Here is a 16592-nt window from a genome sequence, read left to right on the forward strand (position 1 = left end):
GCGTTTTTTCACACACTGACATCGCGACTTCGCTTGAAACGCTCTACAGCGCGCAATCAAACGCCCCGAAGAAAGCGGTCTTCAATGTGCCATACTGTGCCATACCTCGTTTTCGTTGACAATAAACGATTTAGCATGCCCCCGGGAGGATGTACTATACTCCGGTTGAGGGGATGCCATGCGGGACGGTGTTATGTGATTACCGAGCATGCGACTGGACATCCTAATGGCGTCGTGGGCCAGGCTGATGTCCTGGTCGCGCTCGATCAGATCCTCGCTAGTCGCCCATTCCGGACATCGAACCAATGCAGCGGTCTGCTTCGGTACATCGTCAAGCACTCCCTCGCAGGCGAGGACAATCTGCTGCGCGAGCGAGTGATTGGGGCAGAGTTGTTCGGTCGCCCCGCCGACTACGAGACCAGCGAAGATCCGGTCGTCAGACTTCGGGTCTCAGACGTCCGGAAACGGCTCGCGCAGTACTATCTGTCGGCAAGGGACCAGCGCGAAGTCCAGATCGAAATCCCATCCGGGAGCTATCGCGCAACCTTTCACTGGAACGCGGAGGCACCTGCGACTCGCAGCTTGAGAGAGACTGAGGCTCTTCCGGGTGAGCTCATTCCTGAGCCAGATTCCGCGCTGCCGACCGGGCTGACAATCCATCCTGTAGCTGTCGAAGTGGCGCCTTTCGAAGCAACAGATGTACCCCTGCACTCACGCAGAGGCGCTCGCGTCGCGGTAGCGGCCGGCGCGCTTCTGTTGCTCATAGCTCTCTGCGTAGTCGCGCTGATCCATGCCCGCTCCCCCAATCGAGCGTTCCGGGCTTTTTGGGCTCCGTGGATCGGCAGTTCGAAACCGGTTCTCATCTCCATTGGCAGCAACGCGGTTTATCGCTTTCAATGGGATTATGTCGATCGCTACGCCAGAGAGCACGGGCTAGAGGCCTCAGGCCAGGAGTTCTACATTCCACTCAAACACGGAGACCTGATCCCCGCAGACGAGTTGCAGCCCGCTTATAACAGCTTCGTTGCCATCGCTGACGTCTCCGCGATCTCGGACATCACCACTGCGCTGACGAAGCAGTCTGTTCCCTTCCAGGAGCGTTTCCCCGACGATATTTCCTTTGCTGAACTGAGGAGTAATCCGTCGGTCCTTGTGGGCGGCTTCAACAATCCGATGACGATTGAATTGACCAAGAGTCTGCCGTTCGTCATGCGCTCCGGAAGTGAAATTATTGAAACGGAAAAGCCAAACCGAAGATGGGCGCTTCACATCCACGTCGGCTCCCATGACACGGCTGACTACGCGATCGTTACCCGGCTTGCAGGAAACAGTGATGAGCCGCCGTTGATGAGCGTCGCCGGCCTGGGAGGCTTCGGCACACAGGGTGCTGCCCAGCTCGTTGCCGATCCGTCGGCCGTTGCCGCCCTGGTGAGCGGTCTACCCAAGGGCTGGGAGAGAAAGAACCTTCAAATCGTGATCGGCCTAAAGATAAGCGACTATAAAATTGTCAGCCGAGAAGTCGTCGCTACCCGTGTCTGGTGAGCTTCAACACAATGAAGACCAACAGCTTCTGAAGCGAAGATACATCGTGCCAGCTCGACACTTCAAGACTCAGAATCGCCGCAGCCGTCCAAAATGCGAGGTTGAGCGTGTGGGTCCGCATCGACGCTGGTGCGCCTGTGCCCTTCATGCTCCGGCCACGCAAAATCTCTCCAGAAGTTAAGTTTCGCCATCGCTTGTTGAAAAGGCCATAAATGCAAGCGGTCACGCCCATCACGAGAATGACTCGAGTGATCAGTAAAAGCGATTGAGGAAACACCATCGCGATACGGCACCAGATCGACATCTAAGAATGAATATGGCTTGGGTGTATCGGCGGGCGAGGAGCACTTCACCTCCTCGAAAGTCGGTGTTTTGGGAAAGAACGCGGTTCCAGCCCCCGAACGGGTCGAAGTTGGTCATAATCCCGTTTACCGCGAACGATCTCCATAGTTTGATCGCCAAATGATCTTCACCGGGTTAGTCATCGAGGATGACTAAGATCGAAACCAGGCGCGTGGATGCCACCACTTGGAGGCAGACGAAGCTGGACATCGACAGCACCATGAAGGCAACCCGCGCTGCATGGCCTGATGGTTCGGCAACTTCGGGCTTCGCTGGTCAGGTGTACCTGTATCTCGTTCGCAACTACATGCGGCTGCTAGATGAGATCTACGATCTCAACATTTCGCAATGAGCTAAGTGATTCCTCTGCGTAGTCCGATCCTGGGAGTTGCCCACGACAACTCCGGTTATCAGGGTGGGGCGTGAGGCCCATATGCTTCCTCTGCCCGACAGAAGCCTCAGGGGTGTGAGTAGATTTCACTGATCACTCATTTGTGTTCGAGCGAGAGCGCGTAGACATCGCTGCTTCCAAGGTCACGGAGCAGAAGAGGGGAGTCCGAAGGGTCGAGGCCCAGCCACAGACCAAGAGCGCCCGTGGGGCGAAAATTCTTTAGGTCTACGACGACCTGCGGCGTTCCACCTTTGGCAGGAATTTTCAGCACCGCCGGATTGCTGCCTGCGTATCGCAGCAGATACAGGTAATGGCTGTCGCTGGACCAGTTCGCATACGCAAACAGACCTTCGTAGGGTGTCGACCAATGTTTAGTTTTGAGATCGAAGATGTTCAAGGTAGAGAGATCGAGGGAAGATGCTTCAATAGACTGGCCGTCTGGAGACCAATGTGGTGAGAACTTGTCGTTTGCTTCGGGCAGGGCTGTCTGTTGATTGGTCGCCAGATCGAGAATATGAATTGAGCTGTCTTTGTCGGGTCCGCCCTGCAAATTGGTAGCAAAGAGAATCTTGCTTCCGTCAGGAGACCAGCTGGGATCGGTCTGCTGTGTTTGCTCGCCGGGTAGAAGACGGCGGGGCGTCCCGCCCTGCGTGGAGACAATCCAGCCTTGTTCGCGGTCTTGCGGTGTCCGGGCCATGAATACGACCTGGGAGCCATCCGGCGAGAGACTGATCCACTCTGGAAACAACGGACTATCGGTAAGCTGCACACGCCCGCTTCCGTCCCTGTTGGCTTTCCAAAGATCGCCTTCGGGATAGGAGACATAGGCTACGGTCTGCCCGTCTTTGGAGAAGGAAACCAAACTTGCAGAGACACCGTCGAGGAAGGGCTCAAACTGGCGGGATTTCGGATCGTGACGCACAAGCTCTCCTCGACTCGTCGATCCGAGCGAAAAGAGGCTCCTGCCATCTTTAGACGGAACGACATTTCCCCATCGAAGCGGACTTGATGTTAACTGGAATGGCTGCCCGGAGGGTCGATGAAAGAGGCTCCGCCGATCGTCCAAAGCCCAGATCTGCGATCCTGGCCCGGCAACGAAGAAGAAAAACTCTCCGTTTGCGGACCAGGCACCGCAGCATTTTTGGCTGGTTGCATGCCAGCCAGGGAAGAGCTCATGGAGGTTCGAGCCGTTTACCGACATTTCCCAGAACTTCTTGTCTCGCGCGAAGCGGATGCTCTGGCCGTCTGGCGCGATGTTCAAGGAGGTCATATCGCCCCCCGCTCCCAAAGGAGCGAGCTTATGCGGCTCGGTGCCATCACTTCGCATCTGGTAGAGGTCGTGATTCGCGGTTGCGTAGAAGATCGACTTGCCGTCCTGGGACCAAAGGGCTGTTGATGCGTTCAAGAGGTAGCGCTGCGCGCCTCCGAGGATGCGGACGGTGTAGAGCGGCGGTGCAGCCGTCACGCCTGCTTCATACGATTGGACCAACAGTGTTGAGCCGTCTGGAGAGACGTCATTGAGGTAGGGATTCTTTAGCGAGGTGTGGAGGGTCTCGACCTCTCCTCCGGAGATCGCGACCTCCTGAATCGGATACGAAATGCCCGGATTGAGATAGATCCTGCTTCCATCTGTTCCGGCTGCGTCCCCAGCATTACCAATGTGGGTGATCTGCGCGTACTGCGTAACTTGCAGCGGAGGTGCGTAGCTTTTTCGCGCGACCAGATACCATCCGGCGGCGGCGACTAGCACAAACATGGCCAGCAGACCGGCAGCCGCAGTGAGGCCACGGCGGGGAAAACGCCGCACTACCGGGATAGCCGGAACTTGGAACGAAACGCCCGATTCTGTGAGAGCTTCGAGAGCGAAGGCAAGGTCGGAGGCGGATTGGAAGCGTTGCTCAGGGTTCTTTTCAAGGCAGCGATGAACGATGCGCTGCAGCCCTGGTGGCGTTGTTGGGGCGAGTTGCAAGATGGAGGGCGGATCTTCGTTCAGAATTGCGGTCATGGTTTCCACCGCGGTGGCGCGGTGGAAAGGGCGAGTGCCACTGAGCATCTCGTAGAAGACGGCCCCGAAGGCGAATATATCAGTGCGATGGTCGACTTTTTGTCCGCGAATCTGTTCGGGGGACATGTAGCCGGCGGTGCCCATGATGACCCCGGGATCGGTAGCGTGCGTCAGGGTGGGTGCACTGCCGTCGGAGTCAGTTGGAGTCTGCGTCAGCTTGGCAAGGCCAAAGTCGAGAATCTTGACACGGCCGCCTTTGAGGACAAAGAGGTTCTCGGGTTTGAGGTCGCGATGGACGATGCCCTTTTCGTGAGCAACGGCCAGGCCGTGCGCTACCTGTGTCCCGGTGTCGATCGCTTTGCGCGCGGATAGAGGCTTACGCTCGACCAGTTGACGCAAGGTCTCGCCTTCTAGCAGCTCGGAGACGAGATAGGGTAAGCCCTCAAAGATGCCGAAGCGGTGGACGGCGAGAATATTCGGATGGTTCAATGCGGCAGTGGCCTGCGCCTCCTGCTCGAATCGGCGCAGACGATCTGGATTTTGTCCGACGGCCGCGGGCAGGATCTTGATAGCAACGTCGCGTTTGAGGATGGGATCTCGGGCGCGGTAGACCTCGCCCATCCCTCCGGAACCGAGAAGGCCGAGAATTTCATATTCGTCCAACAGGGTGCCAGAAGCCAGTTGCATAGTCAGGGGCATTATATCCGCAGCGCCGCCCCTTCCCTGCCCTTGCATCTCCGCTTTCGTCGCGCGTTTAGGCTAAGCCCGAGAAGCCGGAAACTGCTATGGATTCAATCGGACCGTCGGGTCTCGTATGGAGCAGTGATCTCACTGATGTCCAATCTCGCCAAAGACATACACAATAGCAATGGGCCCTATGTCTATCAGGTATCACGCCATAATTACCGTTCGCCTCGCCAAGTACGAAGGGCTTCGCCAGTTTTGGGAGCCAGGCTAGACCTCGAAGCGGACTGTCTCGTGTTTGTCCAGAACAAGCCCCGCACAGCAGCGCACGCCGAAAGGTTATCGGCGCTCCAAGCCTCAGTCCGTGCCGCCCGCCCAGCCGACCCTGGCGTCCATAGAGGCAGCTCGGTGGTCTAGACCTCGTTGCAACTATCACAACTGGAGTAGTGCTGACAGAACGCCATCCACAATGGGTTTCGTTTGAATGCGGGGCGTGTCGGATCATTGAAGTTCACACGCTCCGCCAGTGCGAGAGCGTCGGCGACGCCTGGGCGAACTTTAGCAACAGTTCAAGGCCTTGCTGACAGTCTGGAGGTTCTTCCGACATGGTCCAGACTTTCATGATTTGTTGCTCTTCTTTGGTCATTCTCACCGCGCCGTCCTTGACGCGCTTTTGCTCTCTCGGATGAACGGTTTCATAGTCGTCGGCGCGATGTTGAACGAAGGAGCTACCTCCCGCGGGCAGCTCTGCCAGCTTGCCGTGACGGAAAGCCTCGGCGATAGGCTGCTTGTGGGAACGGCGGTAGCGGCGGCCACAGATGATGGCAGATTTTCACCGTTAGCCTTTGGGATACGCCACCAGGACCAACGAGCGCACGGCTCCTAATTTCGGACTAATCATTTCTCGGGTCGACCAGTGTCTGACCTGAATAACAAAACGTTCGGGACCGTCAAAGGCGTGGAAAACAGCGTCGGCATCAAGCATCTCTGAGCTTGTGTCAAGCCGGGGGGCGACTACCAAGCATTTGATCTTGGGATGAAGGGCGTTGGAAGCACGTATGTCTCTCTGTTGTGAGTCTGGCGGGAGGCTTGAGCAGACGACGAGAAGATCGGGTCGCTTCGTCTGCATCAGATCCGCCGGAATGGACCCATCGAGCACCGTCTCTACAACGAAACCGTTCAATGAAAGTATTTGGCGACGGGTCTCCAAGAGAACCGGGTCGGCACCATGAATCAGGATTTGCTTCGCCATAATTACCTCAGGTGCCGATGAGACATCGCCCGATTCTACGGGCGCGCCGCGCGTTGGTCTGTGTGATGCAAGACGCAAGAAAAATTAATTGTTGATCCGAATGCAAACTCAAGCCTCGACATCAAAACGTACCGCTCATCTCAAGACTTCAGCCCCAGAGTGGCCGCCAGCCTCGATACTTGCTCCTCAGCAGTCGTCATGTATCCGACGACCTTCTGACTGTCCTCGGATTCACGCTTCGTAAGGTAAATCAGGTTTGCGAGGATCTCAAGTGCGATATGGGCTCCTTCGTCCATGTGCTGGTTGACCATCATCGCTCCCCGAGACCCTATGACCTTCGAGCCGTCCTTCAGCATTGATGGCTTTGATAGGCACCCGGTTGGCTCTGAGGTTTGACCTCTTCAGTCTTGCCACCGTCCACCGATCTTGCACTTAACCTCCTCAAAGGCATATCTGTTCGGGAATTCCACTGTTTCACCAACCCTCAACCTGCCGACAAGGTGACTCGCGAGTTCAAGAGAGACGACTTGCCCGAACTCCTGTTCAAGCGTTCCGGTATTTACAGCCCACCATTCGTGTAGCTCGGTCTCGGACTTGGCGATAAAGTGGACTGTCTCCAGGTGGCCTGCAAACTCGCCCTCGCTCAATAGTCCAGGCATCACCGTCAGTTTGAATGTTTGGTTCATCGTTTGCTCCCGGTGAGCTTTCCGTACGGGAGATCGCCTAGCAGAAATGCCTTAGCGATCTTCTGCTTCGCAGCCTTGATCCTTACGGCCACAATCCTAAGCCCAGATGACATATGAAGGGTTGCCGAAACCCCTGTGTTTCGCTCCGTAGGGCCGACGCCCCACGAGACTTCTTCTCGGGACAGCAGCATTCCAAGTTGTTCCAGCGGAACTCCGTCCAAAGCGGCTTCTACCATTGCGAGTTCGTCATGAAGTTCGGCAACGCGCGAATATCTACCTCCACTATCGGAAGAAGTATTAGCTTCAGATGTGAGCAAGGTAATGAGCTGCATTCGTTGTTCGGCAAGAGACATTGCATGGGCCCTTGTCATTCGAGGACGCTAACAGTTTCATACAAGCACTCACGAGGGGAATGGAGGTTTTCAGAAGTCAGCCGTAACTGACCAAAGGTATCTGTCGGGCGAAATTGTGAGTACCGTCGGTATGTCAACCATTCAAAGGCGGTTGGAGAGCGGGCCACCATCCGACCGTTCAGTCTTTTGGCCGGATTCGCCTCTGCGTGAGCAGCTCAGGGGGACATTCATGGGTCTGATCAGCATCGTTGTGCTGTTCGTCACTTCGGTGGCTGACGATCGTGAGAAGGCAACCGGGGCATATGGAGTCGCGTGATCCGTCTAACTTGGCGCGGTGGTTTGCGTCTGCATAGTGTGTTCATCCTTTTTGGCTGTAAATCATCAGATGCGAGAATCCGGTGTCGCGACCGCTTTATTCATCTCAACTTTAGGTATTGTTCTTAGTCAGATGAAGCCAGATTGAACCTCTGCCCATACCTATCGCAGCGTTCAGTGCGTATTTGACTTCTTGCATCAACTTAGCCCCGCCTTTCACCGTCATACCTTCGCTCTTACTGCGAATAGCATACTTGTCCTCAAGGAAAGTTTGTAGTGCAAGAGGCAGAACGGCTGCGAGTTCCTGCCAAGTGAAAAGTTGAAGGCGAGAGCGTAGGTCGTGCGGCTTGCGGCGGCCATAACCCGATGCCATGCGTCGATTAGATCTGGCCGCCGACGGTCACAGATGACGCAAAAACGAGACTCCGGGTTAGCGTATGCGGCGAGGACGTTTCGGATGAGCTGGTAGGAGGAGACCATGCAATCAACGATCCGAAGATCCGCTGGGTCGAACACCTCGTGGAAGTGTGCATATCGAGTGGCAAACCGAACCGGACCCGTCTAAAAGTCCCGCTCTGTGAGCTTTGATTCGATCAAAAGATTCCCGACTTGAGATCAATCTCCGTTCGGTCGTGCCTGCCGCCGCACATCGGGGTGCGAGGCCGAAAACACTTCCGAGAACCGAGTTTCATGGGTCGACTGTTCTGAGTGTGGATTCTATGAGTGCATTGGCCTGGATGCAACAATCGAAAGTGGCCATCACATCTGCGGCGGTTTCCGAAAATGAAGGCCCATGAGAATGCACCAGAGCGGGAACAGCGTGAATCCAGGAACCCCGCTCAATCCCAACCCGATATGGAAGTTCACATCATCCCCGTAGGCCATGGTGCCTTTCGAGAAGACAACTAGGCCCCCGTTTAGGAAAAAATTCAGTCCGACTCCCAACAGGCAGATTGCCGCGACCCCTCCCAGTATCCTCAACCAGCGCGGCATAGACCGCCGATTTTTCCAATTAACAAGAGCGAGCCAGACACCTACGAGCCCCATTGGAATCATGAAGAGAATGTCTGACACGTCTGGATCGACCAGAGCCGCGCATCGAAGGAGCGCAACGCCACCCAAAGCCACAATTCCCAATATCGCGATCGCACTACCTGAGCCGGAGTGCCGTCGCCCTCGAAAGTCATGAAGCCACACCGCCAGGGGAATCACTAAGAGCGCCTGCCCCATTGAAGTCAAGAATTGAAGTGTCAAGAGTTGCTTGCCCATAGGGTCGATAGCTCCCGAGGGCTGCATCTGGAGCGATGGTGTCACAATGTAGACAATCAAGCATCCGAACGAAAAGATGCCAAGGATACCGCTCAGAATTGCTAACCAGAGTGGTAAGCGATCTATAAAATAGCCTTTAGCCGTAATTGTCGAAGCAAGCATTATGAGATCTCCTGTTTCTAGGGTTTGGATTTCGCTCCAATACGAGCCGCACGAAGTAAGTTCTCTCACGATCAATCAAGGTCTCTCGCAACACGAATACCCAGGCCGCTGCTCTTATATGTCTGAAGCAATTGGCCCGGGGAGGGAGCCCAGTTTCGAGATGCAGAACGGATCATCGCCGGCGTATCGCCCCAGTCCCCGCCACGAAGCATGCGATATGCACAAGAGTTAGTTCCATTCATCGCGGCAAATTCTCCGGTCGCCCGGATCGGAGCGGAGACGACAAATGCTGAGCCATCCGTCGGCAGCCCCAAGTAGTCCTTCGAGAAGCAGTCTTCAACCCACTGCATTACGTTGCCATGCATGTCGTAAAGGCCGAACTGATTTGGCGGAAAGGAGCCGACTGGCGAGGTGCCCACCCATTTATCGCGGCCGGCTGCGACGCCGTATCCAGCATGATCGTCGCCGCCGTAGTTGGCGTTTTCATGGCTGGCAGTCTGGCCCCAGGGGTAGGGTGTTGTCGTCCCTCCACGCGCTGCGTACTCCCACTCCGATTCCGTCAGCAGGCGGTATTTGTGACCAGTCTTTTGACCAAGCCAGAGGACATAATCGTGGGCGTCGCTCCAGCTGACGCAGACCACCGGATGTGTATCGTCTTGCTCAAACCCGAGATTCATCCATGATGCATTTGCTTCGTGTTCTTTAGGCAGCATGCTGTAGTCACATCCTTTGTCGGTGTTTTGCTCTGTCGACCGGACGAATGTTGTCCACTCCAGGCGGGTAACGATGTACTTGGCTGCCGCGAACTTCTTAATCTTTACTTCACGCTGGGGTCCTTCTTCGTCAAAGCGCCCTGGCTCGTTTGCAGGCGATCCGATCTGAAACGTACCCGCGGGAATCACAACCAGCTCCGGGCATTCGGGACAGTCCTGAAAAACTGCAGCGGTTCGGGCGGGTGTGGGGTCACCGGTGTGTACAGTCTGACCGGTAGCAAACGGGTGCACGGCCATAAATGCGAGTGCCACATACACTTGACGATTGATAAACATGAATCCTCCTTTGCGATCGGGACGACGTGTGAAACTGCTCTCAACTTCGTCGTTCGAAGAGTAGTCTGGCGGCACACCGGTGTTGGAGTCATGCCTTGCTGGTGATGTTCTTGTTAGGCTTTTGTTAGGCGACGCTTTCGAGGGCGACATTGACGTATCTCTTTGATGAATATGAGCTTGACGATCTGAACTTCTGTCTGATGCGCGATGGGCAGAGAGTCGCCCTTGAGCCCAAATCACTGCGTGTCCTTCTCCTGCTCGTGAGCAGGAGGGGTCTATTGCTCGAGAAAAACGTAATCCTCGAGTCTGTCTGGAAGGACACTTTCGTGGAGGAGACGACGCTCACACGCGCAATCGCTCTTATTCGCAAGCAACTTGGAGACGACCCGCGGAACGCGAGATTCATTGAGACAATTCCTACCCTCGGATACAGGTTCATCGCGCCTGTCAAAGTTCAGCAAGCGATCATGGAGCCGGCAACTTCAGAATCATTAGTCGAAGATCCGGCGCAAGCCGCTAGAGTCGCAGTCGAGCTGTCTGCTTCGTTACCGGCATCGCATCCTCCTGTTCAAACCGAAGCTGCGAAGATTTCGCAATCCAAGCGACACTCCTTTAGGATCTTCAGCCTTGGCGTCGCGACTACATTTCTGATCCTGGCCGTAACCGTCGGAAGTTTCCGTTGGATACGGCGCAACACACCGGTTCTGACCGGGACGGACACCGTCTTACTGGATGATTTCCGCAACTCGACTGGCGATCCTGTCTTTGACGACACGCTCCGCCAGGGTTTGACCGTCCAGTTGGAGCAGTCTCCCTTCCTGAGCCTTGTTCCCGAAGAGCAAATTCAGCAAACGCTTGGCTTGATGGGACAGAGTCCTAACGTCACTCGGACGACGGAGCTCAGCCACCAACTCTGCCAGCGCATGGGGGCGGCGGCTATCCTCGATGGATCCATCGTCCGTCTTGGCGATCAGTATGTCTTGGGCCTACGAGCGACTCATTGCCAGACGGGAGCACTGATCGATGCCGAGCAGGTGCAGTTCGCCCACAAGGAAGAGCTCCTCGACGCCCTTAGCCGGATTGCCAGCAAATTTCGCACCCGCGTTGGAGAGTCGCTGGCGTCCGTCAAGAACCGCGATACTCCGTTGGCAGAAGCTACAACACCATCTCTCGAAGCACTAAAAGCCTACAGTGCTGGTGTTAAGACTCTTGGCTCAAGCGGCAGTACCACCGCACTTCCTTTCTTCCGCAGGGCGACCGAGCTGGATCCTCAGTTTTCCATAGCCCACGCGTGGCTGAGTCGCATGTACGGCGATCTCGGCCTGGACGACCTCTCGGTGCTAAGTGCCCGACGAGCCTTTCAATTGAGGGACCATGCCAGCGAGCGCGAGAGATTTTTCATCGACGCGTCTTACAACATCCTCGCTACCGGAGACCTCGCAAAAGCTCAAGAGATCTGCGACGCATGGGCCCAGGCATATCCTCGCGACTCGAGCCCCCACGGTTTTCTTTCCGGTCTAATCTATCCCCCTTTCGGAAGATATGAAGAGGGCCGTCGCGAAGCGAAAAAGATGATCGAACTTGCTCCCGACCTATTTGTCGGATACATGAATCTTGTGTCGAACGACCTCGCCCTCGGTCAGTTTGATGATGCCGACCTAGTCTTGCAGAACGCATCCAGTCGAAAACTCGTAGGAATTAACTATCCTCTTGACCGGTACATACTTGCCTTCCTTAGGGCAGACGAGACAGGGATGAAGAACTCTGCTTCCGAAGTCGAAAAAATGCAGGGTTCGGCGCCATGGATGATCATGATGCAGGCGTATACGTTCGCCTACTCTGGCCAGTTTCATCGTGCACACGAAGAATTGCGTCGCGAAAACGTCTTCACGCGACAAGATTCGCCCGCTCAGTTCGCCGCTTATAACAACGCGGTCTCAGCTATGATAGAGGCCCATTCGGGGGACAGAGAGTCTGCATGGCAACACGGACTAGCCTCCCTTAAACTCTCAAGAAACAAAGACAGCAGCTATCTCGCCGCCTACGCCCTCGGCCTAGCTGGAGACATACTGCATGTAAGGGAAGTCGCGGACCATCTCGAGAAACACTTTCCAATGGATACCAAGATTCGGCTCCGTCAGGTTCCGACTCTTCGGGCCCTGGTAGCTCTAAATCAGCAAAACCCGGCAGAGGCTCTTGAGCTACTTCAGCTTGCCGCTCCGATAGAATTGGGCGGAATACCCGATGCGGTTTACATTCGCGGAAATGCCTTTCTAGCCCTAGGTAGGGGTAGAGAGGCCGCAGTAGAATTCCAGAAAATCATCGGCCATCGCGGCATACTAATCAACGAGCCCACCGGAGCACTTGCGCTGCTTCAGATTGCGCGTGCTTACGCACTATCCGGCGAGATAACTCGCGCGAAGATAGCATATGAACAATTTCTGAATCTCTGGCAGAACGCAGATCCGGATATTGCCATTCTGCGACAAGCGAGGAGAGAATATTCAGCTTTGAGGTAAGATTCAAGGGATGACCACGGCATAAATGCTGTGGCGACAGACTAAAGTACCAAGCGGGTTGGCCTGTACTGAATCGTCTTTCTTACAGATCTAAATCTCGACTGGCGATTACAGGCATTGACGCGAATCCAAGGCCCCTGAGACTAGGCAACCGAAGCGCTCCTCAGATAGGCAATTCATACAAAGTCACGGGAGCCGGTACGACGTAGTCATTTATTGCGCCAGCATGTCCTTGAGCGCTCCTAACGTTATCGACGAGACTTGGGAGGCGATCTCCTCCTCGGTTAAGGGGTGACCGCAATTTGTGCATTCTGCTTCGACAAGATTAGACGGGGAGAGTAGCACCGCGTCCGTCTGAAAAGTCTGTTCGCCGCAATCCGGGCACCGCAGTGGCGTCTTATATTGCAACATTCTTTCGTAGTCGATTGGCATGGAGTGTTCCTCAAAACGTACTGTCTTTGGGCATATTCTTTGCTTGTAATGCCTCAAGCTCGGCTTTGTGTTTATCAATGAAGTCCAGATTCACTGGATCTACACCGGCTTCGCGTGCTTTCTGAGCTCGCTCCGGACCGGGCGCAGAAAGCGCGCTGGCTAAAGCGGACTGAAATAGCGTGACTTCTATCAAGACAAACTCGTGAACTGTGAGACCGTGTTCAATGATTGTCGCCTTCAAGAGAGGAACGGCCACAGTCCGTTTTTCGACCGCTGCGAGATCTTCATGTTTTTCTGCATCGGTTTCTAGAGCGTCTTTGAGTTCAGGATGATTTTTACCATCCTTGGCAGCGATCCCAATGTCTCCCAGAATCGAGTAACGTTTGGCATCGTGAGCGTGTAGCGTTGCATTTCTTGAAGGTCCTTATCTCGCGTTTGCCCAGGAGAGGCCACGCTGCTCAACGCAGTGACTGTTGCTATGATCGACACGACAAAGATGATTCCTCGGATTCTGTGCACAAAAAACTCCCCTGCCTAAAATTGACCTCGATCTGCATGGCCCATCTTATGCTCAGTACGGCAATAGCGAGAAGCTTTTTTCGAGACGCTTGAGTCGCTAGTCTCTTGTTTCTGCCAAAGCGCTTGAAGAGCGCCCGATCGAGCCGCCTTCCGCGACGCGCGGCCCGCGGCCAAATGTAAGCTCAAGAATGGTTTCATGTCCATTCGGTACACGATTGGAGTAGCAATGACTGCTGCGGTATTTATTTGCTTCGAGGCAAGGCGTTCATTCGGTTTGCGTTTCGCTTGATCTTCTTACCGAGCGCTCCTGGGCCAACCAGACCGAGGCAGCAAATCACGCAACACGAGCATTCTAAAGTGTTTTTAGGAAAGATATGAGGGCCTTACGGTCGTCAGCTGACAGATCGAGGCCGTAAGCATGGCCCAGCACGGGAAACGGCTTGTTCCCGTTAGGCCTGAAGCCGGTAGGGACGTAATCAGGCTCTAGCCTTCGAGGGTCAAACCAATCTTCCAGATTGGCACACCAGCCACTGTGTCCGAACATGCTTCTATACCAGAGCCCCCGCAACGAAGGAACCTTGTAGTAGCCCGTGCCACGCCTCGTTTTCATAGTAAGACCTGAATCTGTGCCAACGGATGTCTTCATGATGTCGTATTTGAATCGGTGATCCGACGGAACGTCGAAGCCAACCGTTGGAGTAAGCCTGTTGTTCGAATAGCTTGGCAAACTGTGACACCTCGCGCAACCTTCTGAAACGAACAACTGCTTTCCCCGGAGGGTCAGCCGGCTTGGCTTATTTGGATTTGGAGGAGGCTTGAGCGAGTAGACATATTGAGTCAAAGCATAAAGCTCTTCATCGCTGTAGCGGCCCCCCACCGTGATCGAATCGGTCGGATCCGGCGGTGTTTTGAAGTTCAGGCCAACGGGCACGAAACCGCCAAAGCTTGACAGACTATCTCCCCCCTGATTCATTGCCACGTAACGCATGAAATCGACGGGCGCGTTCTGTGGCTGCAGTCCAGTTCGATCGAGGTAGCGACGCTGTTTGACCCCGATCAAATCAGGAATCTGGACGGGATTGACGAGACTTGTTCTATGACGAGCATTCACTCCAGCGGGAATTGCAGCAGATAGCTGTCTCTGCTCTCGGTCGTTCATCGTCACAACCTCCTCGATCGGATCCGGGTGCAGCCACGGGACCGAGTAGAGAGCGCGGTTTAGTGGAGGCGGTACAGGCGATGATTGTGCCAACGCCGCACCAAAGGGAATGTTCCCTTGAGCGCCATTCACTACTTTGCCATCACTCATGATCCTTGTATGACACATCGCACAGGAAAATGTTCCCAGCTCTACCTTTCCCTTTTCACGGACAACGTAGAACATAAACGGCATTATTCCTTTTGAGTTAACAGGCATGCCGCTTTTCCGCCACCAGGTTTTATTGCGTACATCCGAAAGATTGAACACCGGACCCACATCCCCGTTGAAGAAGACCGAGGCTTCAAAAACTAAAGATCCCGCTTTAACAAAGTCCTCCTCTGTGTCAAGCTTCGGATGGCGTACGCCCCCATCCCAAAGAATGATTGGCTCAAGCTGCTTTAGGCGATCCATGTATCCCGCTGGTTCGCGATCCGGCGCATAGACCGGATACTGCTTGTAGATCGGCCTCAACGGAATCTGGTAGTAATAAGCAGCGGGCACGGCCTTCGGCGAGCCTACTGGGTTCGCCAATGGAATCTCAAGCGTATTCATAGCCTTGTCATCCCAAGTTTTGGGGATGACGGGCGGCTGATTGACGCGTTTTGTCTGAGCCGGCGCGATAACCATCCAGAATGCTGCAACTTGGATCAACAGCAACCTAGACATGTGAGAAACGAAAGTAGATGGCATTGTTAACCTCAGGTCGCACTTGAAGCCGTGCAAGTGCTCACTTCGAGGCTTACCGATGGGAACACTATCGACCCGTCGGGAGGACTGCGCATAGTAGAAAAGCGACATCCTGCGAAAAAGCAGACTCACCTCCGAAATTAGATTGCGGTCATGACTGGTTTGCTGGCATTCTCGAGAAGGGGTCACGGACATTGCGGACCATTCAGTCAACAGTGCCGAGGCGTGAGCTGTTGCCTTTCGTGCGTGTGTTTGCACAGAGATCAATCCCTAACGGCTCATGCGCCGCCCAAGCCAATGTTGCCACGTTGGAACAAGCGGTAGGGTTCTACCTTAGCGGAGAAACCCATCTCGTGGCCCCGAGCGGATTGAGTAGATTGGCACCGGAAGTGACGGTGTTCGGATCATCTACATACCCCTACGGTGGTGCGAGATTCTCGGGCAACGTAGTTGGGCTTGGCGATATTCCTTCGCCCTTGGGGCCTTCAGCAACTCTTTGGAATTCCCGTGGCAGGCCTCACGAACGCCGATTGCGACGGACGCGCTTTACTTGGCAGAAGCACAGAAGATTTGCTTCATCGTTTGCAAGAACGTGAGAGCTTTGGAGAAAGAGTTCAAGCCGCGGAGGATTTCTTGCTTCCCTTCGCAATCAATGCGCGCGCCCGAACTCTGATGATGCGGACTGCGGCACACATGATCAATAAGAAGGGGACGGTGGCGATCAATGATCTGGCCAGAAGTATAGGCCTGAGCTTAAGACAGTACGAGCGTCGCTTTGCCGATGAGGTAGGAATGTCACCAAAGTTATTCTCCCGGGTGACTCGCTTCCAAACGGCACTTGATACGAAGCGAGTGGAACCTATGAGATCCTGGCTGAGCATTGCTCACGAGTTTGGCTATTTGGACCAAACACACATGGTTCGCGACTTCCGTAGCCTCAGCGGAACTGTACCGGGCCAAATTCTGGTTCAAAGCGGTGACCTTCAACCTTGGTCTGTTACTGCTCCGATGAAAGTTGTGGCGTTGTAATATTTTGCCCGAGACATGCGCGACAGCCATCTGAGATCGCTACGACTATGCTTGCGGCTCCCTATTTTACTTGGCTTTCGTGTATCGGTGTTGTAGAAAGGACCGGAGTGACCGGAGATCCTTGAACACTAAGATTCGCTAGAGCTTGACAGCCT

The 16592-nt window shown here is 54.8% G+C and carries 13 protein-coding genes and 2 pseudogenes; 5 read left to right on the forward strand and 10 right to left on the reverse strand.

Features of this window, described 5'->3' with window-relative positions; genetic code table 11:
* Positions 1-195 precede the first annotated feature (195 nt).
* Together HDF16_RS25015 and HDF16_RS25020 are read left to right on the forward strand one after the other, a co-directional pair.
* Positions 196-1542: a hypothetical protein gene (locus HDF16_RS25015; RefSeq protein ID WP_221313149.1), complete on the forward strand. Its 1347-nt coding sequence runs from the start codon at positions 196-198 to the stop codon at positions 1540-1542.
* 490 nt (positions 1543-2032) lie between these two features.
* Positions 2033-2236 carry a hypothetical protein gene (locus tag HDF16_RS25020; protein ID WP_184222790.1) on the forward strand — a complete coding sequence of 68 codons (204 nt, stop codon included), beginning with the start codon at positions 2033-2035 and terminating at the stop codon, positions 2234-2236.
* Positions 2237-2372: 136 nt separating this feature from the next.
* Here HDF16_RS25020 and HDF16_RS25025 read toward each other — a convergent pair whose 3' ends face one another.
* The 7 genes and pseudogenes from HDF16_RS25025 to HDF16_RS25055 form a co-directional block, all read right to left on the reverse strand.
* Complete coding sequence (locus HDF16_RS25025; protein WP_221313153.1) at positions 2373-4979, reverse strand: protein kinase domain-containing protein; 2607 nt, start codon at positions 4977-4979, stop codon at positions 2373-2375.
* 823 nt (positions 4980-5802) lie between these two features.
* Entirely contained in the window at positions 5803-6216 is a 414-nt protein-coding gene (locus HDF16_RS25030; protein ID WP_184222794.1) for a hypothetical protein, read from the reverse strand.
* Positions 6217-6356: 140 nt separating this feature from the next.
* Positions 6357-6572, reverse strand: a complete 216-nt coding sequence (locus tag HDF16_RS25035; protein WP_184222796.1) for a hypothetical protein — start codon at positions 6570-6572, stop codon at positions 6357-6359.
* A gap of 45 nt (positions 6573-6617) precedes the next feature.
* Entirely contained in the window at positions 6618-6902 is a 285-nt protein-coding gene (locus HDF16_RS25040; RefSeq protein WP_184222798.1) for a hypothetical protein, read from the reverse strand.
* Positions 6903-7792: 890 nt separating this feature from the next.
* Positions 7793-8098, reverse strand: a pseudogene (locus HDF16_RS32135) (PGN_0703 family putative restriction endonuclease); the annotation flags it as partial.
* Between the two features lie 231 nt (positions 8099-8329).
* Positions 8330-9001: a hypothetical protein gene (locus HDF16_RS25050; protein WP_184222802.1), complete on the reverse strand. Its 672-nt coding sequence runs from the start codon at positions 8999-9001 to the stop codon at positions 8330-8332.
* Between the two features lie 71 nt (positions 9002-9072).
* On the reverse strand, positions 9073-10050 hold the full coding sequence (locus HDF16_RS25055; protein WP_184222804.1) for a formylglycine-generating enzyme family protein: 978 nt from the start codon (positions 10048-10050) through the stop codon (positions 9073-9075).
* Between the two features lie 200 nt (positions 10051-10250).
* Here HDF16_RS25055 and HDF16_RS32140 point away from each other — a divergent pair.
* Positions 10251-10475, forward strand: a pseudogene (locus HDF16_RS32140) (winged helix-turn-helix domain-containing protein); the annotation flags it as partial.
* A 609-nt stretch (positions 10476-11084) separates the two neighbouring features.
* A complete protein-coding gene (locus tag HDF16_RS30965) occupies positions 11085-12569 on the forward strand; it encodes a tetratricopeptide repeat protein (RefSeq protein WP_246410014.1) in 1485 nt (494 codons plus the stop codon).
* 213 nt (positions 12570-12782) lie between these two features.
* On the opposite strand, the gene HDF16_RS32145 is transcribed toward HDF16_RS30965, so the two are convergent.
* From HDF16_RS32145 to HDF16_RS25070, 3 genes are all read right to left on the reverse strand, one after another.
* On the reverse strand, positions 12783-13001 hold the full coding sequence (locus tag HDF16_RS32145; RefSeq protein WP_432432282.1) for an ECs_2282 family putative zinc-binding protein: 219 nt from the start codon (positions 12999-13001) through the stop codon (positions 12783-12785).
* 10 nt (positions 13002-13011) lie between these two features.
* Positions 13012-13257: a hypothetical protein gene (locus HDF16_RS25065; RefSeq protein ID WP_184222809.1), complete on the reverse strand. Its 246-nt coding sequence runs from the start codon at positions 13255-13257 to the stop codon at positions 13012-13014.
* A 615-nt stretch (positions 13258-13872) separates the two neighbouring features.
* The gene (locus HDF16_RS25070) at positions 13873-15372 is read right to left on the reverse strand and encodes a hypothetical protein (protein ID WP_221313155.1); all 1500 of its coding nucleotides are present in this window, start codon (positions 15370-15372) and stop codon (positions 13873-13875) included.
* Between the two features lie 543 nt (positions 15373-15915).
* Between HDF16_RS25070 and HDF16_RS31675 the strand changes: the two genes are divergently transcribed.
* Positions 15916-16437, forward strand: coding sequence for a helix-turn-helix domain-containing protein (locus HDF16_RS31675; RefSeq protein ID WP_184222813.1), 522 nt, complete (start codon positions 15916-15918; stop codon positions 16435-16437).
* Positions 16438-16592: the final 155 nt, after the last annotated feature.

This window comes from Granulicella aggregans (assembly GCF_014203275.1).
GTDB lineage: Bacteria > Acidobacteriota > Terriglobia > Terriglobales > Acidobacteriaceae > Edaphobacter.

Coding starts and splice junctions, on each gene's coding strand:
- HDF16_RS25020 (WP_184222790.1), top strand. CDS start 2,033: ATGACTAAGATCGAAACCAGGCGCGTGGATGCCACCACTTGGAGGCAG.
- HDF16_RS25025 (WP_221313153.1), bottom strand. CDS start 4,979: ATGCCCCTGACTATGCAACTGGCTTCTGGCACCCTGTTGGACGAATAT.
- HDF16_RS25030 (WP_184222794.1), bottom strand. CDS start 6,216: ATGGCGAAGCAAATCCTGATTCATGGTGCCGACCCGGTTCTCTTGGAG.
- HDF16_RS25035 (WP_184222796.1), bottom strand. CDS start 6,572: ATGCTGAAGGACGGCTCGAAGGTCATAGGGTCTCGGGGAGCGATGATG.
- HDF16_RS25040 (WP_184222798.1), bottom strand. CDS start 6,902: ATGAACCAAACATTCAAACTGACGGTGATGCCTGGACTATTGAGCGAG.
- HDF16_RS25050 (WP_184222802.1), bottom strand. CDS start 9,001: ATGCTTGCTTCGACAATTACGGCTAAAGGCTATTTTATAGATCGCTTA.
- HDF16_RS25055 (WP_184222804.1), bottom strand. CDS start 10,050: ATGTTTATCAATCGTCAAGTGTATGTGGCACTCGCATTTATGGCCGTG.
- HDF16_RS32145 (WP_432432282.1), bottom strand. CDS start 13,001: ATGCCAATCGACTACGAAAGAATGTTGCAATATAAGACGCCACTGCGG.